27 protein-coding genes are annotated in these 22,221 nt (G+C 55.3%); 10 read left to right on the forward strand and 17 right to left on the reverse strand.

The genetic code is table 11. The features are described from left to right. Positions 1–48 precede the first annotated feature (48 nt). From JFT81_RS06335 to JFT81_RS06395, 13 genes are all read right to left on the reverse strand, one after another. Entirely contained in the window at positions 49–393 is a 345-nt protein-coding gene (locus tag JFT81_RS06335) for a head decoration protein (RefSeq protein WP_008087650.1), read from the reverse strand. Next, entirely contained in the window at positions 390–1,544 is a 1,155-nt protein-coding gene (locus JFT81_RS06340) for a head maturation protease, ClpP-related (RefSeq protein WP_201226554.1), read from the reverse strand. Before JFT81_RS06340 ends, JFT81_RS06335 begins: the two co-directional genes overlap by 4 nt. Then, on the reverse strand, positions 1,541–3,022 hold the full coding sequence (locus tag JFT81_RS06345) for a phage portal protein (protein ID WP_201226555.1): 1,482 nt from the start codon (positions 3,020–3,022) through the stop codon (positions 1,541–1,543). Before JFT81_RS06345 ends, JFT81_RS06340 begins: the two co-directional genes overlap by 4 nt. Next, a complete protein-coding gene (locus tag JFT81_RS06350) occupies positions 3,022–3,228 on the reverse strand; it encodes a hypothetical protein (RefSeq protein ID WP_201226556.1) in 207 nt (68 codons plus the stop codon). The genes JFT81_RS06345 and JFT81_RS06350 overlap by 1 nt, the downstream gene beginning before the upstream one ends. 1 nt (position 3,229) lies before the next feature. Continuing rightward, complete coding sequence (locus JFT81_RS06355) at positions 3,230–5,254, reverse strand: phage terminase large subunit family protein (RefSeq protein WP_201226557.1); 2,025 nt, start codon at positions 5,252–5,254, stop codon at positions 3,230–3,232. A 4-nt stretch (positions 5,255–5,258) separates the two neighbouring features. After that, positions 5,259–5,849, reverse strand: a complete 591-nt coding sequence (locus JFT81_RS06360; protein WP_201226558.1) for a terminase small subunit — start codon at positions 5,847–5,849, stop codon at positions 5,259–5,261. A 167-nt stretch (positions 5,850–6,016) separates the two neighbouring features. Beyond that, the gene (locus tag JFT81_RS06365) at positions 6,017–7,018 is read right to left on the reverse strand and encodes a hypothetical protein (protein WP_201226559.1); all 1,002 of its coding nucleotides are present in this window, start codon (positions 7,016–7,018) and stop codon (positions 6,017–6,019) included. A gap of 206 nt (positions 7,019–7,224) precedes the next feature. Continuing rightward, on the reverse strand, positions 7,225–7,563 hold the full coding sequence (locus JFT81_RS06370) for a phage holin family protein (protein ID WP_201226560.1): 339 nt from the start codon (positions 7,561–7,563) through the stop codon (positions 7,225–7,227). 190 nt (positions 7,564–7,753) lie between these two features. Next, on the reverse strand, positions 7,754–8,236 hold the full coding sequence (locus JFT81_RS06375) for a hypothetical protein (RefSeq protein WP_201226561.1): 483 nt from the start codon (positions 8,234–8,236) through the stop codon (positions 7,754–7,756). Further along, positions 8,229–8,567 (reverse strand): hypothetical protein, encoded by a 339-nt coding sequence (locus tag JFT81_RS06380; protein WP_201226562.1) that lies wholly within the window; start codon positions 8,565–8,567, stop codon positions 8,229–8,231. The genes JFT81_RS06375 and JFT81_RS06380 overlap by 8 nt, the downstream gene beginning before the upstream one ends. Then, on the reverse strand, positions 8,564–11,263 hold the full coding sequence (locus JFT81_RS06385) for a DUF5906 domain-containing protein (RefSeq protein ID WP_201226563.1): 2,700 nt from the start codon (positions 11,261–11,263) through the stop codon (positions 8,564–8,566). Before JFT81_RS06385 ends, JFT81_RS06380 begins: the two co-directional genes overlap by 4 nt. Then, positions 11,260–11,466, reverse strand: coding sequence for a TraR/DksA C4-type zinc finger protein (locus JFT81_RS06390; protein WP_201226564.1), 207 nt, complete (start codon positions 11,464–11,466; stop codon positions 11,260–11,262). The genes JFT81_RS06385 and JFT81_RS06390 overlap by 4 nt, the downstream gene beginning before the upstream one ends. Beyond that, positions 11,459–11,947 (reverse strand): phage regulatory CII family protein, encoded by a 489-nt coding sequence (locus JFT81_RS06395; RefSeq protein WP_201226565.1) that lies wholly within the window; start codon positions 11,945–11,947, stop codon positions 11,459–11,461. The genes JFT81_RS06390 and JFT81_RS06395 overlap by 8 nt, the downstream gene beginning before the upstream one ends. A gap of 418 nt (positions 11,948–12,365) precedes the next feature. Here JFT81_RS06395 and JFT81_RS06400 point away from each other — a divergent pair, with 418 nt between their 5' ends. The 8 genes from JFT81_RS06400 to JFT81_RS06435 all read left to right on the forward strand — a co-directional run bounded on the left by JFT81_RS06400 (position 12,366) and on the right by JFT81_RS06435 (position 16,522). After that, positions 12,366–13,064 carry a S24 family peptidase gene (locus JFT81_RS06400; RefSeq protein WP_238344752.1) on the forward strand — a complete coding sequence of 233 codons (699 nt, stop codon included), beginning with the start codon at positions 12,366–12,368 and terminating at the stop codon, positions 13,062–13,064. A 333-nt stretch (positions 13,065–13,397) separates the two neighbouring features. Continuing rightward, positions 13,398–13,964, forward strand: a complete 567-nt coding sequence (locus JFT81_RS06405; protein WP_201226566.1) for a deoxynucleotide monophosphate kinase — start codon at positions 13,398–13,400, stop codon at positions 13,962–13,964. Between the two features lie 10 nt (positions 13,965–13,974). After that, complete coding sequence (locus JFT81_RS06410; protein ID WP_201226567.1) at positions 13,975–14,253, forward strand: hypothetical protein; 279 nt, start codon at positions 13,975–13,977, stop codon at positions 14,251–14,253. After that, positions 14,250–14,633, forward strand: a complete 384-nt coding sequence (locus tag JFT81_RS06415) for a hypothetical protein (protein WP_201226568.1) — start codon at positions 14,250–14,252, stop codon at positions 14,631–14,633. Before JFT81_RS06410 ends, JFT81_RS06415 begins: the two co-directional genes overlap by 4 nt. Next, positions 14,630–14,872 carry a pyocin activator PrtN family protein gene (locus tag JFT81_RS06420; RefSeq protein ID WP_201226569.1) on the forward strand — a complete coding sequence of 81 codons (243 nt, stop codon included), beginning with the start codon at positions 14,630–14,632 and terminating at the stop codon, positions 14,870–14,872. The genes JFT81_RS06415 and JFT81_RS06420 overlap by 4 nt, the downstream gene beginning before the upstream one ends. A gap of 60 nt (positions 14,873–14,932) precedes the next feature. Next, positions 14,933–15,283: a hypothetical protein gene (locus JFT81_RS06425; RefSeq protein ID WP_073473053.1), complete on the forward strand. Its 351-nt coding sequence runs from the start codon at positions 14,933–14,935 to the stop codon at positions 15,281–15,283. Positions 15,284–15,324: 41 nt separating this feature from the next. Beyond that, complete coding sequence (locus tag JFT81_RS06430) at positions 15,325–16,137, forward strand: DUF2303 family protein (protein ID WP_201226570.1); 813 nt, start codon at positions 15,325–15,327, stop codon at positions 16,135–16,137. A gap of 118 nt (positions 16,138–16,255) precedes the next feature. Further along, positions 16,256–16,522 (forward strand): pyocin activator PrtN family protein, encoded by a 267-nt coding sequence (locus JFT81_RS06435; RefSeq protein WP_201226571.1) that lies wholly within the window; start codon positions 16,256–16,258, stop codon positions 16,520–16,522. A 36-nt stretch (positions 16,523–16,558) separates the two neighbouring features. Here the strand turns inward: JFT81_RS06435 and JFT81_RS06440 are convergent, their stop codons facing one another. The 3 genes from JFT81_RS06440 to JFT81_RS06450 all read right to left on the reverse strand — a co-directional run bounded on the left by JFT81_RS06440 (position 16,559) and on the right by JFT81_RS06450 (position 19,731). Further along, positions 16,559–17,158, reverse strand: coding sequence for an HNH endonuclease (locus JFT81_RS06440; RefSeq protein ID WP_201226572.1), 600 nt, complete (start codon positions 17,156–17,158; stop codon positions 16,559–16,561). Then, positions 17,145–18,542: an AAA family ATPase gene (locus JFT81_RS06445; protein WP_242485557.1), complete on the reverse strand. Its 1,398-nt coding sequence runs from the start codon at positions 18,540–18,542 to the stop codon at positions 17,145–17,147. The genes JFT81_RS06440 and JFT81_RS06445 overlap by 14 nt, the downstream gene beginning before the upstream one ends. 88 nt (positions 18,543–18,630) lie before the next feature. Continuing rightward, positions 18,631–19,731 (reverse strand): site-specific integrase, encoded by a 1,101-nt coding sequence (locus JFT81_RS06450; RefSeq protein ID WP_201226573.1) that lies wholly within the window; start codon positions 19,729–19,731, stop codon positions 18,631–18,633. A 102-nt stretch (positions 19,732–19,833) separates the two neighbouring features. Between JFT81_RS06450 and dusA the strand changes: the two genes are divergently transcribed. Next, positions 19,834–20,853 carry a tRNA dihydrouridine(20/20a) synthase DusA gene (dusA, locus tag JFT81_RS06455; RefSeq protein ID WP_201226574.1) on the forward strand — a complete coding sequence of 340 codons (1,020 nt, stop codon included), beginning with the start codon at positions 19,834–19,836 and terminating at the stop codon, positions 20,851–20,853. A 75-nt stretch (positions 20,854–20,928) separates the two neighbouring features. After that, positions 20,929–21,300 carry a DUF2388 domain-containing protein gene (locus JFT81_RS06460; RefSeq protein WP_201226575.1) on the forward strand — a complete coding sequence of 124 codons (372 nt, stop codon included), beginning with the start codon at positions 20,929–20,931 and terminating at the stop codon, positions 21,298–21,300. On the opposite strand, the gene JFT81_RS06465 is transcribed toward JFT81_RS06460, so the two are convergent. Further along, complete coding sequence (locus tag JFT81_RS06465) at positions 21,301–22,134, reverse strand: undecaprenyl-diphosphate phosphatase (RefSeq protein WP_201204893.1); 834 nt, start codon at positions 22,132–22,134, stop codon at positions 21,301–21,303. Between the last annotated feature and the right edge of the window lie 87 nt (positions 22,135–22,221).

Raw genomic sequence — 22,221 nt, forward strand, 5'->3', positions numbered from 1 at the left:
AACGAAAAATCCCGCACGCGGCGGGATGCATAAAAAAGAAGGATCGACTTAGCGGACGATCACGAAGTGAGTGGCCAGGGCTTTCTCGGCAGCCAGATCGAGGCCGGTCAAATGCGCTTCGCTGACTTCGGCCAACCGCACCACCGCGCGACCGCGACGCACCACATCGGATTCGCCAAGCGGGCCGTAGAGAATGGCGACTGCGTTTTCAGTGCCGTCCTCAGCAGTCGGCTCGTAGGGTGCGAATTCGCCGGAGGCGGTCACCAGCCCGAGGATTTGTCCGGGCCACAATTCTGGACCGGCAGCGACGTTGATCGCTTCACGCGAAATATTGCCGGCGCCTTCGGAAAGCAGGAATTCACCTGCGTGGATCGGTTCCTGTTTGATGGTCATGCTCGTGCTCCTTTCGCGCTTTGCGCGGTTCCAGTTTGGGCCGCTTGGCGAGCAGCCCAAATCGAGTTGGGATCAGGTTGTTTGGCCAGCACCTTGGGCGCCAGGTCGTCCGCCAGCGGCAGACTGTTGTCGATTTCGAAACCCTTACCGCTGGTGACAATCTTGTCGAACAGACGCGCCCGCACCGCCGGCGCATCCAGACCTGCCGCGACATACTCGGCGCTGAATTCAGGCAGCCGCGCGGCCACGCAGAGGTCGTTAATCGTTTTGGCGCGTGCCAGACCCGCCAAAACGATCTCTTCACTTTCAAGCTGGGTGGACTTGAGCAGCGGCTCGATCAGGTTGCTGATGCCCGCCGCCGTGCAGCGCTGACTGACCATCAATGCCAACTTGGCCGAGTCTACGACGGGCGGCACCGGCGGCGGTTCGACAGGATCAAGATCCGGATCCGGTTCGGGTTCCTCGTCGAGCTGGGCCAGCAAATCAGCCGGTGCGTTCTGGAATCGTTGCAGCACCGCGCCCTGACCGAGGCACGCTTTGACCTTGACGCCGTCGCCCACTTCATCGGCCAGCCCCAATGCCACCGCTTCGTTGGCGGTCAGCCAGGTTTCAGCCGCCACCAAACGCCGCAGCTCCACCTCATCAATGTCGGGCGCTTTGGCCTTGTACGCCGCGATGATCGCTTCCATGGTCTGGTCGAGAACGTCGGCCACCTTGCGGAAGTCATCAGCATCACCGGCGGCGTAAGTCCATGGGTTATGGATCATCAACATCGCGTTGGAAGCGATCACCACGCGATGGGCACCGCACACAGCCACACTGGCCGCACTCGCTGCCAGTGCATCGACCCGGCCGGTGCAGCGCTCGCCCAGCCGCGACAGCGCGTTGTGCATGGCCAGACCGTCGAACAGGTCACCGCCGATACTGTTGAACGCGGCGACCACCGGCGACACACCATCATCCATGGCGCGCAGATCCTGCACGAACTGATTGGCGGTGATACCCCACGCGCCGATCTCGCCATAGACAAAGACTTCGATCACTCGCTCGGCGGCCTCGCCGCTGGCATGAACGGCGTACCAGGTCTTGTCCTTGACCTCGACGCGTTTGCCGGCGCGGTTGTAAATACGCGGTTTCGCGTTCTTGCTCATGGTTGCTCCTTGTCGTCGGTGTCTTCGACGGCATCCAGGGTGTTGTAGTTGAGGCCCAGCTCTGTGGCCCGCTTCAGATCGGCGGCGTTTTCCAGATCGACCGTTTCGGCGTCATAACCCGTGCGCAGGACCATCTCGCTGCGCGACGAAAAACCGGCTCTCACCTCCATCGCTCGTGCTTGTACGTCCTGAACCGGCTGGATATAGGCCCAGCCTTGCGGTACCCAGCGAGTGCGAAGGTACTGGCGGCGCTTCTGTGTGTAATCGTCCAGCACCAGAACACCCGACAGCACCGCCATGTCCATCCACGCGGCCCGTACCGGGCGGCAAAGTTGATGCACATACACGCTGAATTGCAGTTGTTCCAGGCGGCGCCGAAACTCGTTGAGCACCACACGCAGCGCCCGGTCATTGATCCCGCGCATGTCACCGGTGAGAATTTCGTAAGGCGTGCCGGACCCCGCTGCAGCAGCCATCAGTTGCTGCCGCATGAAGTCCGGGTAGTTGTTGCCGGCGTCTGGTGGTTTGGAGAACTCAACCTCCTCACCTGCCCCCAGCTCCTGCATGGTGCCGGGTTCGAGCGCGACCATAGGGGTGAAGCCGTCGCGGTCCAGATCCAACAAGGCGCCGGTGACTGGATCGCGTGGTGTCTGCCCCGACTCCGGCGCCGGCCGCTTGATGAAACCGGCAAACAGGTTGGCCACCTCTTGGCGGAACAGCACCGCGTCGTCGTAGTTGTCGAGACTGCGCAGGCGCTTGAGCACCGGCGACAATCGCGGGACACCGCGCAGTTGGCCAGGCTCGACCGGCTCAAAGATGTGCAGCACCTGCGCGGCTGGTACACGCACAAGTTGGTTGTAGCCAGCATTCAGCGAGGCAGCATCGCGCGGATGCGAAAGGTACATCCAGTACGCCACCCGCTTACCACCGGGGGTGAACTCGATGCCGGCGCGGATGACGTTACCGTTTTTGGTGCTCTCGAATTTGTCGTGCGGCACAAATTCCGGTGCGAGGATCTGCAGCTGCAGCGGTACCGCCAGACCTTCATCCAGACTGCGAGGACGCAACCGAACGAAGCATTCGCCCGATGTTTCCACAGTGCGCGCCACTAGCGCCTGCTGGCCATAAAAGTCGGTGCGGTCATCCGCATCAGACTCATCGACCCAATCTCCCCACAGCTCCTGCAGTAGTTTGCGCAAGGCATCATCGTCGGTCGTCGGCCGAGGGGTGATCCCGGTGCCGATCAGGTTGCTGACGCGCTTGTCGATGACGTTGAAGGCATACGGATCATTGCGAACCGCTGCCCGGGAGCGCGACCGCAAATTGCGCAGTGCCGGGGTGTTAATGCTGTTGATCCCGTTGTCGGGAGCGTCCCAGCCAGCGGATCGGCGGCCTTCACCAGCGCCTTCGTAACTGGCCTTGATGTTGGACGGCAGCACAAATCCGTTACGGGTCAGCGTTGGAAATTGTCGGGCCATCAGACCCCCTTCCCTGCATGGTACAGCCGGACCACGCGCGAACGTGGTCCGGCGGTGCTGGCCAGCGACGAGCGAATTTCTTCGCGCGCCTTGAGCAGTTCATCGACCGTGCGGTACTCCACGGTACGGTCGGTGTAGCGCACAGTTTTCTCACCGCGAGCAATGGCCGCCTCAACCGCGTCGAGGTGCTTTTTTGTAAAGGACATATCAGCGTCTCTTCAGGTAGCCGCTGGCAGAGCTGCGGCGTTGAGGGGATGCAGCAGCCGGTCGCGGAGTCGCGACTGGTGCGGCAGGTTGCGGTGCGGGTTGCGCAGTCGCTGCGACCGGAGTTGGTTGCGCTGATCTGGCGACACGTTCGCCCTGAACGGGCTTGATGCCTGTGGCGTCATCAAACAAACCGGCCTGTGCCAGTGACTGTCGGACCCGCTCCCAATCGTGTTCCTGATATCGATTGATGCCCAAGTAGTGAGCCATGGCCAGGCAGTACACCATCAGGTCGAGCGCTTCGTTGCGCTCGGCCTTGCCCTTGACCCACTCTATGCGCTTGTGACCGCGCACGTAGCGGGCGACCTTGCGTTCGGCCACGCACTGGGCGAAGAACTCGTCCGGCAGGTCGTTGGCAAAGTGCAGTGACCCCGGCCCATCCGGGAACGGGTAACGGTTGTAGATCCAGTCTTTGGCGGTGTCGGTGCCGACGAACCACAGCTCGGCGCCGTTGCGTTCGGTCTGGCCTTTCCACGTCACGTCGACCATGGACGGGCGCTGAGCGATCACCGGTCTACCCGGCTTGCTTGCGCCCTTGATGGCGAAGACGTTGCGCCAGCGACGGACGCGGCAGAACTGATAAACCTCGTCGGTGTGGTGACCGCCGGAGTCGACGCCGGTGGCGAGGATTGCCAAGCCGACGCCACAGGGATGCCGGTACCGCGCCTTGAGTTTTTCGTCCAACACCGCCCAGGTGCGCTCGTCGGCCGGGTCGCCCCAAATGATCTGGTGATCCACAACCCAGCGTTCCATGCCGACGCCGAAGCCCATCACCATCAGTTCCAAGCGGTTGGCCTGGACGTCGACAGCGCCGGTAAGCATCAGTACACCGACCGGCATCGCGCCGAGGGTGTAGGTTTCGAGACGCGCCCGAGCGATCAGCACTTCCGCCTTGGTCTGCTCGAGCGCGCTGTCCCAAACCTTGGCCAGACGAGTGTTGTAGAACACCTGCATAAGGCTAGTGTCGCCTTGTGACTGGGCTTTCTTCGCGTCCTCGAACTCGACGGCGAGCGAGGCCCAATCCATCCAGCCGGTCGGCGAATACAACGCACTGAGATGAAACCCGACGGTCTTACCATCGCCACGACCATGCGCACGCCATTCACCTCGGGCGAGCATGTCGCTTTTGTGGTGCTCCTCGATCAGCACGTCACACTCAGGGGCGGCGCACTCGTAATGCACGGTGGCGTAGTCCGCGCTGTAGTGCAGCCGTTCCCACTCCAGTACCTGCATATGACCGCAGGTAGGACATGGCACGTAGTAGTGACGCTGGTCGCTGGACTCGAACAAATCGGCGATACGCGAGGCGCCTTTGATCGTCGGCGAGCTGGAGAAATAGATCTTGGCGTTGCGACCGAAGTTGGTCGCCCGAGTTTCGGCCAGCCGGATGGGATCACCCTCCTGGCCAACATCGTTTTCCCAGCGATCGACTTCGTCGCCGTAGATGTATCGTGCCGACAGCTCCGACAGGTTGGCCGCAGAACCGGCGGTGGTGACGTACAGCGAACCACCTTCGAATTCCTTGGTGTCCATCGTATTGCGCGCATCCCGTGAGCGGCTCGTTGCCACGCGCTCGCGCAACACCGGGGTGGCCTTGATGGTCTTGCTGATCCGCCCCGAAACCCGCTTGGACAATCCAAGGCTGGGCAGCAAGGCCAGGATGTTCGATGGGGCCATGTGGATCAGCCCACCCATCCAGTTCAGCGCGATCTGGGTTTTCATCAACTGCGAGGCCACCATGGTGACCACCCGCCTGCAGGGGTGAGCCGGTGACAGGCAGCGCATCGGCTCGCGGGCATAAGGTGTGCGTGAGGTGCGGTACTGGCCGGGCTCCGGGGCGCCAGTGTCTCGCGGTATTCGCATGTACTCGTCGGCCCACTCATCAATCCAAAGATCTGGATCGGGGCGCAGTCCACGGAAGTAGTTCTCACGGTACACCTTTGCACCGTCAGAAAATTCCGTGTGCATGGTTTCAATCCGATGTCAGGGCATGTTCAAGATCTGCTGAGGAGAGGCGCTCGGCCTCTTCCAGCGTTCGTCGAATTGTCGCGGTTAGGTGCTTTTCGATCTGCCAGGGATCCGTCATTGCCGCCAGGTCATACGACAGCTGAGGCAGCGGGCCGAACAACTGATCGCGCAACAAACGGCCGGCGTCGTAGGCGCCGGTCTCCACGGCCTCCCTTGACACCAAAGAACCTTGCGCTTTGCCCAGTTCGATCTCGGCCAGTTTGGCCATGTTGTGCTCGCGTAGCGCGCGGGACTTTTGGTAGTCGGGATGCTTGCCGTCGACGGGTATCAGTTGCGGCGGCGCAGCCATGGAAGTCGGCTCGGTCAGAGGGGACAGTTGGCTGTAAACGTCACGCTGAATCCGATCCTGCTGGTGACGTTCGGCGACGGCGGCCTTGCTAGGGTCGCTGGTTTTATCGAGCAGCGCCTCCGTTGCCTCAAGATCGATTTTGCCGTTTTCGGTAAGCACCAGCCGATCTTGGCTGGCCAGTTTGGAAACATAGGACTTGGCCCAACCGCGCCGGGCCGCAAACTCCGTTTTGCTGATAACAGTCATGGTTAATTTCTCCAGTTCACCCCGCGAGTTCACCTGTTCACCCCCAGTTCACCTCAGTTCACTAAGCTGGTGAACCGCCCGCTAACACAATCCCGCGGGTTTCCGACCCCGTACCATGCAGATATCCCTAGGGTCCCCAGCCAATTTTCGCGCTCTACTAACAACAATTATTTGAAACCTTTCGCTTCCCTTTTCAGGCAAAAGCGCTCTTCAGCATCTCCTATCACTTGGGCGAAGTGCTCATCAAAAAACCCTCTCATATACAGCTTCATGTCGGGAACCAGTGGCTTTGGGAATCGAATGCACTTTTCCAACATGACGGTAAACTCTTCACACATCAAAATTGTTCTGTACACAACCATACCAAGAGCGGGCATAAGTGGAACCAGAATATTTGCATTCTTCTCATTTTCCGTCCAAATATCCATCTGATCGAAAGGCTTCAATGAACTATTAACTAGATAACCATCATCCGATGAGAATATTGTCTGCACTTGAGAGCCGTTGTGAATGATGTTATCTCGAAAACTCTTTACCAGTAAAAAAAAATCAATATGTTGCAAATAGAAATCAGCCCATACCGGCGGCAACCCAAATCTATACTGCAAGTCATGTAAAGTCGTTCGACGACCTTCATACCAAATCATGTCACCAAATGATTTCCGCAGTTTTTTCTTAGGAGACACGAAAGTTTCAAGCAGCTCAATCATCTCCCAAAGTTTCGCCGCAATCTCCTGTAGCAAATCCATCATGCTCCGACATACAGAAAAAAGGTACTCAATCTCAGTTATCACCATACGACCATCGCCAGATCCCAAGGAAGCTTTGGTCGCATGAATATGGGAAATTTTTGCAAGGCTCGCCGACACGTTGAAAAAATCATCCCGTAGCCCCATCAGAGGTTTTTGGATTTCTAAATAACTGGCTCTTTGCGCAATAAAATCCAAAAAATGCAAATGCAAGTCAGTCTTGAGCTCTGCGTGGCGTCCATAATAAAACCCTTCAGCAGGCCAAGCCTTAGTTTCGATAAACTTACCTTCGCCAATGGACATCCACATCCGCCAATCACCTGCGTCATAGAACATGGCAGAGCTGAAAAATCTTCCCGTTGCTTCGGACAGATCAAAAAAAGGGATTTCGTTCAGCCCAACAATCGATCCCATTGCCATATTGCTTCTCCATAAGCCAAGTGAGTGAACTGAATATGATCGCCATCCCACTTAAACCTTCATGATTCGTAGGTTTTTTATCGCGAACTAAAAGACAGACATCAGCATACAAACCTCGTGAGGGAGAAACCAGAAGTTCCGTAAACAGTGTAAGGGGCGGTTCTCGCGGAGGATCCGGAAAATCGGCCCCCTGGACGGCCTCGCTTCTAGGTGTGGTCGGCCGACGCCGACTCGGAAACACCCAACCTCTTGGCGACCCAGCGCTCGTACAACCCGATGGCAACATCCGCGCCGGCCATTGCCGTCAGGCAACCCAAGGCGCCGGCCGTCCAGAGCGTCATGCCCCCCGCGATCATCAGCATCATGGCCGAGACTCCGCAGACAATGCAGGCACCGGATCGAAGCGCAAGCCGGCGCATCAACACCCAGCCCCGGGCACCATCCTTATCTGCTCGCCACATCTCACCGGATACGCCGCCGACCAGAGCCAGGACGATCACCAACCAGATCGGCATTTCTGCCAGCGCTTGCTGCTCATTTGTCATGTTGTGCCTCACGTGAAGGAGCATGCCGAACACAAAAAGAAAACCCTGCCATAGGGCAGGGTTTTCAATGTCGCGGCATACGCCAGGACGAAGTGCACAGCACGTGCTCGGGGAAGCGCCAAGGCGCAGAATCCATATCTTGGGGACTTTTTACCCCCTGAGTACGGAACCGAAAAGGGGGCATTTTCGGTTATCCAACTTGACGCAACTTTGACGCAACTTTGAGGAGACCTTGAGGTAAAGCGCCCCGACCAACGGTAAGCCACTTGCGTGCGTCCTTGCGCTCGGCCAGTACCTCAAAGAGTCGGACATGAAGGCGGTGCACAAGATCGTAGTAGGTTTGCTTCGCCTTTGAGACGTAGCCCAGTTCGTGCATCTGCGCTGCCCATGTCGGTGCAGGGTCAAAGCCATAACGCATAACCGCCAACTGTTGCAGCCTTTCACCCCGACCATCTTGCCGGGCAATCTCGGAAAGGGCGGCTCCGATTTCCTGCGCAATTGCATCTGGACCCGCACCAGCGCCAAGAAGGATCCGGGAACCGGGTGTGCCCCGCGGCGCACAACCGCCCCACTCCATGATCGTCGCCATCGGGCTACCCATGCCTCCGGCTTCACCGGCATGCCGGCATTGCTCGCCCCAATGGTTCAGCAACAACTCCATCGTCTCAATCATTGCCCTGCCCCCGTAAAACCCAACCCGACACAGAAAATCCGCAACCCGACACAAAGCCAACACAGATAAATACCTTTAAATTCAATGCTTCAATCAAGCTTGAGTTGAGTGTGTTGGGTTTGTTGGGTTTATCAGTCTTCGCATAAGAAAAAATTCCCTCCGTTGAATTCGTTGCAAAGAACGTCATGCATGCGCGTGCGCGACACAAAACCCAACACACCCCACACAACACCCGCGCAGGCATGTAATTCGGGCACTCAAATTGTGCGGGGTATTCAAAATCAACCCGACACACACCCAACACACCCAACACACTTTTGAAAATAGTCATGCTGCAAGCGCCTTGATGTGATCCCAGCTGTCCACGTGCCAGCCCGCCAGCTTGGCCTTCGCCCGCCAGTTCTCCACCTGTTTGCCCAGCTCTGCCGCCTTGAGTGATGGGGGCGGGGAAGCATCCAGATCCACAGGAAAGAAAAACGCGCCGAAGCGACGGTTATTGCCGTCAGTCCAGGGTATCGCCCGCGTTTTATCCACCTCGGAACTGATGAATAGAGAGAACTTGGTCTGACTCATCACGTGCTCTTTGTTGCGCTGGCACCATTCGAGAAACAACGAATAGAGGTCAGTCGAAAGACACGGCCCCCAAAGCCCATGCCCCAGCTCGCTGTACTTCCACAGATGCAAGAATGTTTGCCAGCCGGCCCGACTCAAGGCCACCAAACGCTCACGCGCCTCGGTCGATGGCGGCCGCGTGCGCTGGTTGAAGTCCCCTAGATCGATCGACAATAACCAACCGTAGAGCGCCGCCACCCCACCCTGCTCCAGTTCACGACCAATCGCCTTTTGCCTTGCGACTGGCAGGGTCTCCATAGGCCACATGACCAGCATTCGTCGATCACTGTCGCTGATTGGCCACGGAAGAATCTCGTTGCTGAGAAACACCGCATTCATATGGTTGGCTTCTTCCCAGCCATTAATGAATTTCGACTCCATCCGCACCGTTTTACCAGTGATCAAGTGCTTGATCTTGCCCACCTGGTTGTAACGTTGATCGCGACTGACGACCTCTTCAAAGACCGACCACAATTTGCGGCTTTGCCACGCGTTGAAACTGCTTTCCAACTGCGTCTGACCAACAGTCGCCGCGTATTGGCCATAAAGCATGCCGAGCGCGTCAGCGAACAACAGGCTCTTGCCCGAACCTTCCATAATCGAATGCATCAACACAGCGGTGTCCATCTTGGCGCCCAAGTGCTGCAGCGGATACGCCAGCCAGCGAGTTAGCCAATCGGTTGCCGCTTCATCATGGTTACAAAGAAATGAGATCAGCCAACGCAGGTTGGCACACGCTGCATCATCCCTGACTGGCTCAAGCGGCAACCCATCAAAGGTATTGATGTACACCGCAGGATCCTTCGTCATGGTCGGATCAAACACGATGTGTTCAACATCGACGGTGCGGCGCTCGCTGCTGTTCAACCACAACGGATAAGTGTCTCCCAGAGCCATCTTCACCGCGCCCTCGGCTATGCGCCGCTTCTTTTCGCGATCCCAAACGTCTTTGGTGCCATCGATGTAAACGTAGCGATCAGTTGGAGACATCCCGAATGCGCCGCCTTTCTTCCCAGCCATGCGGCGCGCCTGCTCGATGTCGCGAACATGGTCGTCAGATATCAGCCTCTTTCCAGTGTCGTCCAACCAGGCTTTGGCCAGAGGCTTGCCCACACGAGCTTCGAAGGCGGACTTCTTCATTACCTTCGATTGTTCGCAATCCCACACGTGCGTGGTGCCCTCGACCAACGCAAAACGACGAAGAATATGGTCCAGCGTTATAACCTCCCCCGCCCCCCTGTCAGGAGCAGGAGCGGCCTCGCTGGACGGACATGTTTCGTTGGAGATAGGCCCGCTCAATTCGCCGGATGGGGTCTGGGGAAGATCATACGGATCTGGACGGGCAGCGTGCTGCATGCCCAACATTCGCGCAGCATCCTTCACAGCCTTCGACTGGTCGCCGCCGTGCTCGAGTAAGCAGAACACTTCAAAGGCATCGTTCTGATGTCCGTTCGCGAGAGGATCAGCACCGTGGTGCGAGTAAACCTTGCCCTCACTGATCGTTACCCCTGGCAGACCGGTGCTGCTTTGAGGGTACAGCCATTTACTGCCTCGCTTGATGTACCCATGGGCGCGAAGAAGCTCCGCAACATCGTGACAACGGTTGAATTCATCAATCACCGAGGGTCGTCTGCCGCCACCGAGTGCAGGACGCTTTGGGGCTTTGACCGGTGGCGTCGGTGGCGCAACCACCCATGGACACGCAGCTTCAGCATCTCGCTTAAAAAACTCCCAATTTTGCCAAATGGTAAGCAGTTCGTGGGTCAGCGTCGGCAGCCCCTCAGTGGCACTTGGTGCAGTTTTCCATATATAGGGTTTGCCGGTACCGGGATGTATCGAGGGTGGGAAAACGTCTTGCACCAATCCCGCACGTAATTCAAAGACCGTGAAGCGTTTGAACGGCTCGGCTTCGGCTCGCGCAGCAGCTTCTGCGGCGAGATCACCTTGCTCTTTCGCAGCTTTGGCCTTGTCCATCAGCTTTTTGAAAATCGAGCCGTAGGGGTCTTTTTCATTCGGCCATGAAAGTGAGTGACGCGTGAGTTCGATGCCTTCCGGCACCTTGAACACAACCCGGAATCGCAGCGGATTCCCGACGATAGTCGGGAACACCACTGCCATCGCATCAAGATCAAGGCCCAGCAGTTCATACAGAACATGTCGCGTCCATTGAACGTCATCAACATCCAATGAGCAAACGCGGCTCGGCCCCAGTACGACGCCGAGATTGTGATTAGGGTTTCGTTGCCAGAACGCCTCGGCTGTCTCGGAATCGGTGATATAGCCTCCGGGCTTATTCCACCCTAGGCCTTTCGGGGCCTTTTCACCTGGATCTATCGATACGAGTGCCAAATCAAAAGTACTGATGTAGCGCTTTGCCCATGTAGCGATGGCTGTTCCTTTGCCCGATTCACTCATCGCCGAGCCTCCCGCAACTCCTGACAAGAGACACAGGTTTCGCAACCTTCAACCTTCTGCTGTCGAAGCAACGGGATTGGTTCGTCGCAGTCGTCACAGAACTGCGCGCTAACGCGGCTCGTTGGCATGCGGCGACTGCGATGAATAGCAACATCAAGCAGGTATTGCGCCTGCTCGTTTGCGCGGTCGATATCATCAGCCATTGATGCGATCCTCCATCGCCTGACGAGCACCCGCCATGATGCCGAGGACTTCGCGAATCACATCCATTCCGTACTTTTCGAGATCCACGACTTCATGAAGCTCCCAGACGTTGTCCGCCGCGCCGTCGTGCATCTTGGCCACGAATTCACCGGTTTCCCCGAGTAGCTTACCAACCGCTTTCAAGGCATCACGGGTTGCCGGTACGGGCACGGGCTGGTACCAAACCGCACCTGCTGGTCGCATCAATGCGTCCAGCAGGCGAGGATCAGCGGTCAGCCTGATCACTTCCTCAAGCTCATCTGGATTCAGCCAGCGGCGTTCTTCATCGAGCTTTAGTTTCTTCTGGAGGGTGTCGTTGTCCAACACCATTTCAAAGGCAAGGGCGGTGATTCCGCCCTTGTAGTCACGACCAGCGCGATAAATCGCTTGGCGTAGTGGCAGGACCGGACCAGCGTCCGGCAAAAGATCTGTGCGACTCATAACCGTAAATCCCCTGTTTACGGTGTAGCAATAGCCTAGGGCAAACCCTATCCTATGACCACGACCGATGTGCATGTGCTGTGTATCGTCGTAGTCGGGCTGGGGGATTCTTTGGTGAGAGGCCCCAGCTCGACACCTTTTAAGCTGCCGACTTAAGATCGGCCGCTTCTTTCTCTTGGGTGTATAGGCATTCGATTGCCTTACCCGTTACGTATCGAACATCTGCACCTTTCGCGGCGCGATTGATAGTCGGCTGTGTTGTTCCTACGCGATCTGCAATAACTCTCTGGGACAAACCAGACCGCAGCAGCTCCGCAAGCATTTCTTGGATAGTCATATCGTTCACCGATGCGCTTTCGCATTGACCGCAACAATACACAAACGTATTGAATGATTCAATACACTTGCCGATACGTTTTTGAATCAAGGCATAGAAAAAGTGATCGGAGACCGCATCGCCCAGCGCATGCAGGAATTGGGGCTGTCAGAAGGCGAACTCGGCCGACGCTCCGGTGTTCCGCAACCGACAATTCATAGAATTGTGACGAACGCGGTAGCCAGTCCACGCCATGAAAATATCGAAAAGATCAGCAGAGCCTTGAAGGTCAGTAGCAACTGGCTTTGGAAGGGAGGCGAACACAAAGACCCGATTATTGATCAGGGCGCTCCATCTGCGAATGAAACTAACGTCGAACCTGGGCCAGCAATTAAAGGCTACGTCCCTCTAATTTCATGGGTTCAAGCCGGCGCATGGTGTGAGATTGAGGACGTTAGAACCCTTGATGATGCAGAGTTATGGCTGCCATGCGCCGCTTCCCACAGCAGCCAAAGCTATGCCCTTCGAGTACGCGGACTGTCCATGTTCAATCAACATGAACGGAGGTCCTTCCGAGACGGAGACATCATTTTTGTTGATCCCGCGAAAGATGCGGAAAATGGTTCTCTCGTGATTGCAAAACTCTTGGATAGCCAAGAAGCAACATTCAAGCAGTTAGTCATGGAGGGCAGCCGCCGGTTTCTAAAACCGTTGAATCCAGCATGGCCGGAGCCAATCATTGAGTTAGGGTCCGACGCCATAATTTGCGGCGTAGTATTCTCGAAGCTCGAAATTTTCTAATACATTCCACAAAAAAAGCCCCGCAGCGATGCGGGTTTTTTTTGGCACAAGCAAAAATCAATTCAAATACGTATTGACTCAGTCAATACGTATTTGTATCGTTTGCATCGTAAATCTCTCACCAAAGAGTACGATCATGCGAACCACACAGCACAGCAACACTCGCTGCCCGGTGTACCTACACCCTGCAGCTTGCACTAGCCCAGCAGCCGTTGAAGCGATTCAAAAGCACACCGGCCTACTGGTAATTGTCACGCCGCCGGGCACTCGCTTGGCACCTTCGAAAGCAAATGTCGTCGCTCACAAACCCGAACCATTCGGGGGTGATGCAGCATGAAGCCTCTATTAATCGGCCTCGCTGGCGTTGCTCGTTCTGGCAAAGACACAGCCGCGCAGCATCTGGTCAACCATCATGGGTTCCAGTCCTACGCATTCGCCGACCCGCTCCGTGACGGCTTGATGAATATCCTCAACTTGAGTCCGTGCGATTTCGAAGGAGAGCAAAAGGAACGAGTTCTACCGTGGCTGGGTCGCTCTCCACGCTACCTGATGCAGACACTCGGCACCGAGTGGGGCCGTGACAAAGTGCACCCCGAGTTATGGCTGCTACTGGCTTCGCAAAATCTCGACCTAATGGCCCGTACCTACGACACCGCTCGCGGCTTCGTAGTCAGCGACCTGCGATTCGAGAATGAAGCGTCATTCATCCGCCAGCGCGGCGGAATTGTGATCCATATCCAGCGCACCGCAGCAAATGCCGTGGCGCCGCATCGTAGCGAAGGCGGCATCTGGGGTACCGAGGGCGACTGGTTCCTACCGAATGACGGGACCATTGAAGCCCTTCAAATCAATCTCAACGAGATTGTGGACACGCTACACACACGCGCAGCAGTCGTCTGAGGATCGCACAATGACGAACCGCACCCTCGACGAAACAGCCGCATTGCTCGGACTCAAGCCCCGCGCCTTCCGCGCCAGGTTGCGCGAGCTGGGCATTCTCAACAGCAGTGGCGATCTAGCCAGCCAGCACCGTGATCGCGGCTATCTGTATTCGGATCCGCGCAGCACCCTGATTCCATCCCTCAACAAGTGCCGTCATTACTCCGTGGTGATGGTGAAGGAAGAAGGGATTGAATGGCTGGCCAAGAAACTTGGAATCATCATCACCAAAAAGGACGCCGCTGCATGAAAACAAACAACCTCAATGCCTACACGCAAGCCCTCGGCGCCCTGAAGCTGATCCCGATCTACTTGAACTGCCCGGGGGTAGTCAGCCGCGCAACGCTCGTTGGCGCCTCGACGGAAGCCATCCAATTACTAGAAAGCATGCCCGTACTAAGCACCGAGCTGGCCGAGGTATTTCGCTGCGTCAACAACGTGATCCTTGACGGGCAAGTCGCCTACGTTACGCCGACCAACTCGCCTGAGTTCCCATTCGGCGCGGTGGTGGCCGACGCCAAGGGCAACATCTGCGCGGCTGCCATGGGCAAAAGTAAAGAAGGCCTCGCCGAGCTGATTCGCCTCAAGTTGCTGCCCCCATCGGAGGGGTACGGGGAGAGCGCAGCGTGAGCAACACACTTGAACAATTGCGACGTCAGTTCGCTACTCCATGCCCGACCTTGGCAGCAGTTCGGGAACAGTACTTCGCACACATTCGCACCGACCGCTACCTACTGGCCGAGATCAAGGCAGGTCGTATCGCGCTGGTCGTGAAGCGTTTGCACGGGTCGGCTCGCGCACAACGAGTGGTGTACCTGCACGACCTGGCCGAGTTCCTCGACACCCAAGCGGCAAAGCAAGCGGCTTGATTTCAACGGTCGCCTCTGCCGTCCAGAGGCAAACAAATCGCACATCAATAGGCACAGCACATGAAACCTACGGATACGGCCGAATTCATCGGCGAACTCAACGCAGGCGTCTTCGCCAATCAGATCGGTCACGCCCTTTCTGAAGTGGCATCTGGAGTTGTTGATAACGGCAAAGTCGGCTCGGTAACTCTGACCTTCACCTTGAAGCAGATCGCCAACAGTCATCAAGTCACCGTCAATCACAAGCTCGCCTACAAGGTGCCTACCAAACGCGGCAGCCGTACCGAGGACACCACCCTCGACACCCCGATGCACGTCAATGAGGGCGGTCGCCTGACTTTGTTCGCCGAAGCCCCGCGCGCCGGTCAGCTATTCAACCGCGACGACGCACCGATTCACGCGAAGTCCTAAACCGTTCGATTCCAAACCTCTCACCAAAGGAAGTCGATTCAATGGAAGCCAAAGCAATTCAGTTGATTCAGGACACCGCCGTTTTGGCCTATGCCAAGCCGCTGGATACTTTCACCCCAGCGCTGGTATTGCCGTCTGATCAGAAGATCCACAGCATCGAGAAATTTCAAGCCGCTCGTAGCCGGTTCCGTGGCGCGCTCACTACTCACTCGCTGCTGGACTTCGGCAATTACGTAATGACGCAAAGTGCCGAGGTTGTCGCGTCTGGTTTTGTGGACGCCGAAGCAATGTCGTGCACAGTCATTTTCAACCTGGGCGACACCAAGTCACCAGGGCACGGCGACTTCACCGCCACCCTGAACTTGAGAAAAACTGCTGCCTTCCGGGCGCTGGAACGTGCAGCCTCAATTCAGTTCGCGCAGAAAGAACTCAGCGACTGGATCGAGGATTGGGCAGCGAATCTCCAAGCCCTCGCGGCAGATGATAGTCCCATCGATTTGCGTAAAGCCGCGAGCGCCATTCGCTCCATCAGCATCGAGCAAGCACGCAAGAGCGAACACGTCGTCGGCGACCTGAGCTCTTCTCGTTCAGCGATGGACCAGATCGAGGCTAAGTCCTCAGAAGGTTTACCTGCCGAATTCCTGTTCACCGTAGAGCCTTATGAAGGGCTAAAAGTCCAGATCATCCGCCTGCGTGTAGCCGTTCTCACCGGCGGAGACAAACCCCTGCTGCGTCTGCGTTGGATTGGAGAAGAACAGCTACGCGAAGACTTGGCACAAGAATTCAAGGAAGTCGTGCAACACGAAGTCGGGGGCGGCGCGCATCTGACTATCGGCAATTTCAACCTGGGCTAACCAAACCAATGCCTCCTCTCCGCCGGCCTCTCACCAAGTATCACGGCGGAGGGATCTACTGAGGTACACAGCACATGACCACAATTCAAATTAGCGTACTGATGAATGAGGAGGTCGTATGAATACGCTTTTCTTGCTTATGGCTCAGTATAACGCACAAGCAGTAATACCATTAGATAAGGTATGCAGTGATTATATGAATCTAACCGTTGAAAAATTCAAGTCAAAACGACTTAGCGGCGAAATAGATATTCCGATAACCCGACTAGGTGCACAAAGTCAAAAGGCGGGCCTAGGCATTCATTTAAGCGATCTTGCAAATTATATTGATCGCCAGCGAGAACTGGCAATCACAGAGCAGAACAAGCTATTTGGAAGAAAGTAATAAACATTCAACCCAGCCAATGGACTGGGTTGAAACTTAAATATCTACATGCCCTTCACTATAAAATCTTTCAGATTTTTGAACCAATTCAGCATCGTTAACGAACTCATCGCATCGACCAAATCTTCTAAAAAATCTATTCAGGTTGCATATGTAAATCGTATAACCACCCTTATCAGAACACTCAATATAAACCCTGTTAGCTCTCATAATGTTTTCGTCATACTCATCATAATGCGGATGCATGATTCTAAACGCTGCAGGGTTAACTGGATAATTCACTCGATTTGCAACCAGCACAGGCTCCACCAAAACTTCACGTTTGCCCTTATACTCGTTGCAATCTGGGCATATGACACACATATTTTTTGGCTCGAACATAAATCCCAAATGCTGAGACTTAGGAACAATGTGCTCGACCGGCGCTCCAAAAGCAGAGCGCTGAGAAACAGCGCCTTGACAGTAAACACATGTCAATCGTTGAACATCGCGATAATGATTTCTCACTTCACATCTTACAGATTCGAGGTCCGCGTCATTCCAACTTGTATGGCTAAAATCAGGATCGCTGGTTTTTGCCTCAATTATCGCCAACGACGCGTCACTCAACACCACGGGCGCGTTAATTATTGGCATATTTTTTACACACATCGGAGACTGACTGAATGAGCTCTTTGACGGGATCATTTGACTCTACCTGCTGATTCAGGTCCTGAAGTCTAGCCAACTCTTTTGCCGCATCTGCATCGACACATTTATTTGCCTTTACTTTCGCAAGCAAATTGAATGCGAGACGTGATATGTACTCATTCATAATACCTGGGGCATCGAACAGCTCTGCCAGCTGGTAATCTGCGGATCGGTGGTAAAACTCTTCAGCACGATAAACCTCACGCTTTGACAAAGAAGTAATAAAGCAGGCTTTATCTCTAAGTCTTGCGATGATTTGAGGGGAATGAGTAGCGACTATGAAATGACATCTTCTATATGCCGAAAAAGAGGTTGTGAGCAGCATCATGAACTGCTCCTGCCATCTTGGATGCAAACTAATTTCAGGCTCATCTATCAGAACTATCGAACCATCAGTGATATGACCCGCAATCCCTAGCATGAGCACCATCAAGCATTGTTCACCTGAGCTTGCTCTTTTGAGAGACATCTCGCCGTAACCAATTTTTTCGAGCTTAAGATCGATGAGACGCATCAAACCAGTATTCACTAATACTAGCATAGCCTTGATATAGGAATCGTTAGCTTCTCTACCATCCAAAGACGCAGAACCGCCCGAAAAATTCACCGTTAACTCTACGGCCTTTCGCTTCGTCAACATCCTGTGAACTTTCACAATTGCGTTAAACACTTCAGGCCGCTTCGAAACAGGAATCGACTCTAAAACCTGAAAGTACCTCTCATCAATTTGTATTTCATAATCACTCAATAAGCTCTGCAGATCAATCGCAAGACCTTTATCGCTTACCCTATTAGGGTCATATTCCTCGTAAGTTTTGGCTGCTCTTATATACCCCGGCTTAAAGATAAAATCTACCACCGGCCGAAAATTCAACGAGTCAAATACACCGAGTAAATTATGATTACTCTCTCGAGCAAGCAATTTATCGATCAACCCTTTTGCTGCGGATGCGATTAACGATACAGCGGAGGAAGGCTGATACATTCCCTCCCCACGCATACCTACATATCTATAGTTCGACTGTACATCTGGGTGAGGTCTTTTCTTGGGGTTGGGAAACTTATCAAACGGACTGGTAGATACCGCTATAACCTTTGACTCCTTATCGGATTCAAAACGACTCGAAAAAATGACAGAACCATCTTCTGGATCAACAAAATAAGCGTAATCAACGACTTTAGCTTTTACGATATCAGCTAACAACCGACTTTTACCTACGCCGTTTTTGCCCACTATTACTGAAAAAACATTCTCATTTTCACCTAGCTCGCCAGGTTTCATCAATGCAATCGAATGTCCGTCATGTTCAAACCACTCAACCCTAGACATTAAGCCCCACCCTCCATGTTTTAAAACAGAGTATTGCCATACATGTCATTTTGCAATCACGAAAAAACGTTGATTGAATGCCCGCCATTTACTCACATGAGGCCAACAATTGAGGCAACCATCTCCAAGACGAATAGATATCTCCCCGCCCTTTCAAATGCGTGTAACGACGTAGAGAGTTCCAATCTCTGTGCCCTGAAACGCTGGAAACCCTCGGAATATCCCAGTCCATCTCAAATAACCGACTCACCCCTTCATGTCGCAGGTCATGAAAATGCAGATCCTCGATGCCAAGCATCGGACATGCCCGAGTGAATGAGGCCGACACCGACTTCGCGTTGTAAGGGAATATCTCCCGCTCAACCTTTGGCATGCTCTGGAGAATTGCCCAAGCCTCGTCTGGCAGATGACACCAAACGTCGTTGCCGATCTTCTGCCCGGGGTTTTTCATATCGCGCACCAGGACAGACTGCCGAGACTCGTCGAGATCATCCCACCTGATCCGGGTTATCTCTTCCTGCCGGCGCGTCGAGAAAAGCGCAAAGGCGATTACCTTCGGCATGTCGATCTGGGCTTTGCGACGCTCCTGCATTTCAAAGAAGTGCGCCATAAGCTTGTCCAACTCCTCAAGCGTCGGCCGACGGTTACGCTCCTTGCTCTTGCTCACCATGCCGAGTTTGCGTAACACCTTGCGCGCGTCGGGCATTGCCAACGGATCCACCTCATAACCCCAAGCCGGCCGCGCAACGGACAGCACCGCACCGAGGTGCGACAGATCGTTGCCGACCGTCTGCGCCTGAACGCCGCCGCCCTCTTTGCTCATCCGCCATTGTGCGAACTCCACCAGTTTCTGACTGGTCAGCGCCGAGTCGTCGAGATCACCTAACCAGGTATCCTTGATCGCATTGAGTGTTGCGTTCTTTGTTTTACCCAATGGCCTGATCTTTTCGTACTCGTCCAAGTACTGCTCGATCATCTTTCTGATCGTCACACCCTTGCGGTTCGCTCGCTCGATTGCACCAGGCTCGGCCAGCTCCGTCTCACGCCGCTTGATCCATGCCTGGGCGACCTGCTTACGGTCGAAGGTTTGGCTTTCCTGATAAACTGTGCGCCCATCCCGATTGATCCGTATCTGCGCCGTGTAGGCCGTCGAGTTGTCCTTGCGCTTACGTGATGTGATCGTGCCCATTTCCAGTTGCTACATTGCCGAATTCACTTGCTACATTGTAGCAACCGCTTTCGAAAAACAAGGAAAAATGGGTAAAAACCGCTGTATAAAAGACCAGTATCAATGAATCTCGAAAAACCTGAAGCGCCCGTAAACACTAGACCCAACCGCTCCGAGCCGTCTCGCCGCTTCAGCGTGGCCCCGATGATGGATTGGACTGATAGGCATTGCAGATACTTCCTACGCCTCCTATCGAAGAACGCCCTGCTCTACACCGAAATGGTCACCACCGGCGCGCTGCTCAACGGCGATCACGAACGTTTCCTCCGTCACAACGAAGCCGAGCACCCTCTCGCGCTGCAGTTGGGCGGTAGCGTTCCGTTGGATCTGGCAGCCTGCGCCCGTATGGCGCAGGAGCACGGCTACGACGAGGTGAACCTAAACGTCGGCTGCCCAAGCGATCGTGTGCAGAACAACATGATTGGCGCCTGCCTCATGGGTCACCCGCAACTGGTGGCGGATTGTGTAAAGGCGATGCGCGATGCGGTGACGATTCCGGTCACGGTGAAGCATCGGATCGGTATCAACGGTCGGGACAGTTACGCGGAGCTGTGTGATTTCGTCGGCACCGTCCGCGATGCCGGGTGCACCAGTTTCACTGTGCATGCGCGGATTGCGATTCTTGAGGGCTTATCGCCGAAGGAGAATCGCGACATTCCGCCGTTGCGCTATGACATTGCTGCGCAGCTGAAGGCGGATTTTCCAGAGTTGGAGATTGTGCTGAACGGCGGGATCAAGACGATGGAGGCTTGCCATGAGCATTTGCAGACGTTCGACGGTGTGATGCTGGGGCGTGAGGCTTATCACAATCCGTATTTGCTGGCGGAGGTGGATCAGCAGTTGTTTGGCAGTTCGGCGCCGGTGATCAGCCGTGCTGAGGCGTTGGCGCAGCTGCGACCTTATATTGCCGAGCATTTGCTGGCGGGTGGATCGATGCATCACATCACCCGCCATGTGCTGGGCCTGGGCACGGGTTTCCCGGGGGCACGTAAATTCCGTCAGTTGTTGTCGGTAGATATTCACAAGGCCAAGGATCCGTTGGCGTTGCTGGATCAGGCTGCGGAGTTGCTGGAAGGCCGTTGATTGAAGGTTTGAATAGGCGGGCAATGCATGAGCGTTGCCCGTAGTTTTGTTTTGCTGACAGGATGTCTTTTGGGTATGCCCGCGTTTAACTTCTCCGGTTTCAAGCGTTACGCCTTTCTCGCCTTGTTTAGCCTTACCTCCAATGCTTATGCGCATTGCGATGGCTTTTGCATGGGCCAAACCGAGACGCCGTGGCAAGTTACGCAGTTTTCCGGCTTTTCGATCATGGTGCTGTTGCTGACGCCCTTCTCGGCGACCAATAACACCACCGAAAGCTTTAAACGCGTTTACTCCGCTGAAGAGCAGGAGGACGCACGTCTCTACCTCGCCAGCGACGGCATGCTGCAGGCAGCGTACTTCACGTCAGCGTTACAGCGTTTTCGCCAGGAGTCGCCCGACAGCGAGTTAAACGACCTCGCCGTCGCCGCGTTGATCAGCAGTCAGTAATCAGCTTGCCGCCGCCGCCGTCCAGTTGACCCAACCAAACGCCCACGTTGCCAGAATCAGCAGGCCGAACGCGATTCGATACCAGGCGAACGCGGCGTAGCTGTGGTTGGCAATAAACTTCAGCAATCCGCGCACGGCGATCATGGCGAAGATGAATGCGGTGACGAAGCCGAGGGCGAAGACCGGCAGGTCGCTGTGCTGGAACAGGTCACGGTATTTGTAGCCGGAATACACGGCGGCGCCGACCATGGTCGGCATGGCGAGGAAGAACGAGAACTCAGTGGCGGCTTTGCGCGACAGGCCGAAGAGCAGGCCGCCGATGATGGTCGAACCGGAGCGCGAGGTACCGGGAATCATCGCCAGGCATTGTACGAAACCGACCTTCAGTGCGTGGGACCAGCGCATGTCGTCGACGTGTTCGACGCTGATCACATGATTGCGCTGTTCGGCCCACAGCATGATGATGCCGCCGACCACCAAGGCCACGGCGACTGTGATCGGGTTAAACAGGTATTCGTGGATGGCGTCCGCGAATAACACGCCCAACACCACGGCGGGCAGAAAGGCGATCAGCAAGTTCAGGGTGAAGCGTTGCGCATTACGCTCGGTGGGCAGGCCTTTGACGATGTCGATGATCTTTGGTCGAAACTCCCAGACGACGGCAAGGATGGCACCCAGTTGAATAATGATGTTGAAGGCCATGGCGCGTTCACCGCCAAAGTCGAGCAAGTCGGCGACGATGATCTGGTGACCGGTACTTGAGATGGGCAGGAACTCGGTCAGGCCTTCTACTGCACCTAATATCAACACCTGAAAAAGAGTCCAGAAATCCATTAATCCTCCGTCAGAGCGCTCTTGGCGAGCGACCGGGCTATAACACTCAGGGGTTGAGTATCAGAAGTTAAACAATTGGTTTATTTG

Origin of the sequence: Pseudomonas sp. TH43 (assembly GCF_016650635.1) — a bacterium.
In the GTDB taxonomy this organism is placed as follows: Bacteria; Pseudomonadota; Gammaproteobacteria; order Pseudomonadales; family Pseudomonadaceae; genus Aquipseudomonas.

Bases quoted from the DNA above. Each gene is read 5' to 3' on its own strand.
- JFT81_RS06335 (WP_008087650.1), bottom strand. From the start codon at position 393: ATGACCATCAAACAGGAACCGATCCACGCAGGTGAATTCCTGCTTTCC.
- JFT81_RS06340 (WP_201226554.1), bottom strand. From the start codon at position 1,544: ATGAGCAAGAACGCGAAACCGCGTATTTACAACCGCGCCGGCAAACGC.
- JFT81_RS06345 (WP_201226555.1), bottom strand. From the start codon at position 3,022: ATGGCCCGACAATTTCCAACGCTGACCCGTAACGGATTTGTGCTGCCG.
- JFT81_RS06350 (WP_201226556.1), bottom strand. From the start codon at position 3,228: ATGTCCTTTACAAAAAAGCACCTCGACGCGGTTGAGGCGGCCATTGCT.
- JFT81_RS06355 (WP_201226557.1), bottom strand. From the start codon at position 5,254: ATGCACACGGAATTTTCTGACGGTGCAAAGGTGTACCGTGAGAACTAC.
- JFT81_RS06360 (WP_201226558.1), bottom strand. From the start codon at position 5,849: ATGACTGTTATCAGCAAAACGGAGTTTGCGGCCCGGCGCGGTTGGGCC.
- JFT81_RS06365 (WP_201226559.1), bottom strand. From the start codon at position 7,018: ATGGCAATGGGATCGATTGTTGGGCTGAACGAAATCCCTTTTTTTGAT.
- JFT81_RS06370 (WP_201226560.1), bottom strand. From the start codon at position 7,563: ATGACAAATGAGCAGCAAGCGCTGGCAGAAATGCCGATCTGGTTGGTG.
- JFT81_RS06375 (WP_201226561.1), bottom strand. From the start codon at position 8,236: ATGATTGAGACGATGGAGTTGTTGCTGAACCATTGGGGCGAGCAATGC.
- JFT81_RS06380 (WP_201226562.1), bottom strand. From the start codon at position 8,567: ATGACTATTTTCAAAAGTGTGTTGGGTGTGTTGGGTGTGTGTCGGGTT.
- JFT81_RS06385 (WP_201226563.1), bottom strand. From the start codon at position 11,263: ATGAGTGAATCGGGCAAAGGAACAGCCATCGCTACATGGGCAAAGCGC.
- JFT81_RS06390 (WP_201226564.1), bottom strand. From the start codon at position 11,466: ATGGCTGATGATATCGACCGCGCAAACGAGCAGGCGCAATACCTGCTT.
- JFT81_RS06395 (WP_201226565.1), bottom strand. From the start codon at position 11,947: ATGAGTCGCACAGATCTTTTGCCGGACGCTGGTCCGGTCCTGCCACTA.
- JFT81_RS06405 (WP_201226566.1), top strand. From the start codon at position 13,398: ATGAAGCCTCTATTAATCGGCCTCGCTGGCGTTGCTCGTTCTGGCAAA.
- JFT81_RS06410 (WP_201226567.1), top strand. From the start codon at position 13,975: ATGACGAACCGCACCCTCGACGAAACAGCCGCATTGCTCGGACTCAAG.
- JFT81_RS06415 (WP_201226568.1), top strand. From the start codon at position 14,250: ATGAAAACAAACAACCTCAATGCCTACACGCAAGCCCTCGGCGCCCTG.
- JFT81_RS06425 (WP_073473053.1), top strand. From the start codon at position 14,933: ATGAAACCTACGGATACGGCCGAATTCATCGGCGAACTCAACGCAGGC.
- JFT81_RS06430 (WP_201226570.1), top strand. From the start codon at position 15,325: ATGGAAGCCAAAGCAATTCAGTTGATTCAGGACACCGCCGTTTTGGCC.
- JFT81_RS06435 (WP_201226571.1), top strand. From the start codon at position 16,256: ATGAATACGCTTTTCTTGCTTATGGCTCAGTATAACGCACAAGCAGTA.
- JFT81_RS06440 (WP_201226572.1), bottom strand. From the start codon at position 17,158: ATGCCAATAATTAACGCGCCCGTGGTGTTGAGTGACGCGTCGTTGGCG.
- JFT81_RS06445 (WP_242485557.1), bottom strand. From the start codon at position 18,542: ATGTCTAGGGTTGAGTGGTTTGAACATGACGGACATTCGATTGCATTG.
- JFT81_RS06450 (WP_201226573.1), bottom strand. From the start codon at position 19,731: ATGGGCACGATCACATCACGTAAGCGCAAGGACAACTCGACGGCCTAC.
- dusA (WP_201226574.1), top strand. From the start codon at position 19,834: ATGAATCTCGAAAAACCTGAAGCGCCCGTAAACACTAGACCCAACCGC.
- JFT81_RS06460 (WP_201226575.1), top strand. From the start codon at position 20,929: ATGCCCGCGTTTAACTTCTCCGGTTTCAAGCGTTACGCCTTTCTCGCC.
- JFT81_RS06465 (WP_201204893.1), bottom strand. From the start codon at position 22,134: ATGGATTTCTGGACTCTTTTTCAGGTGTTGATATTAGGTGCAGTAGAA.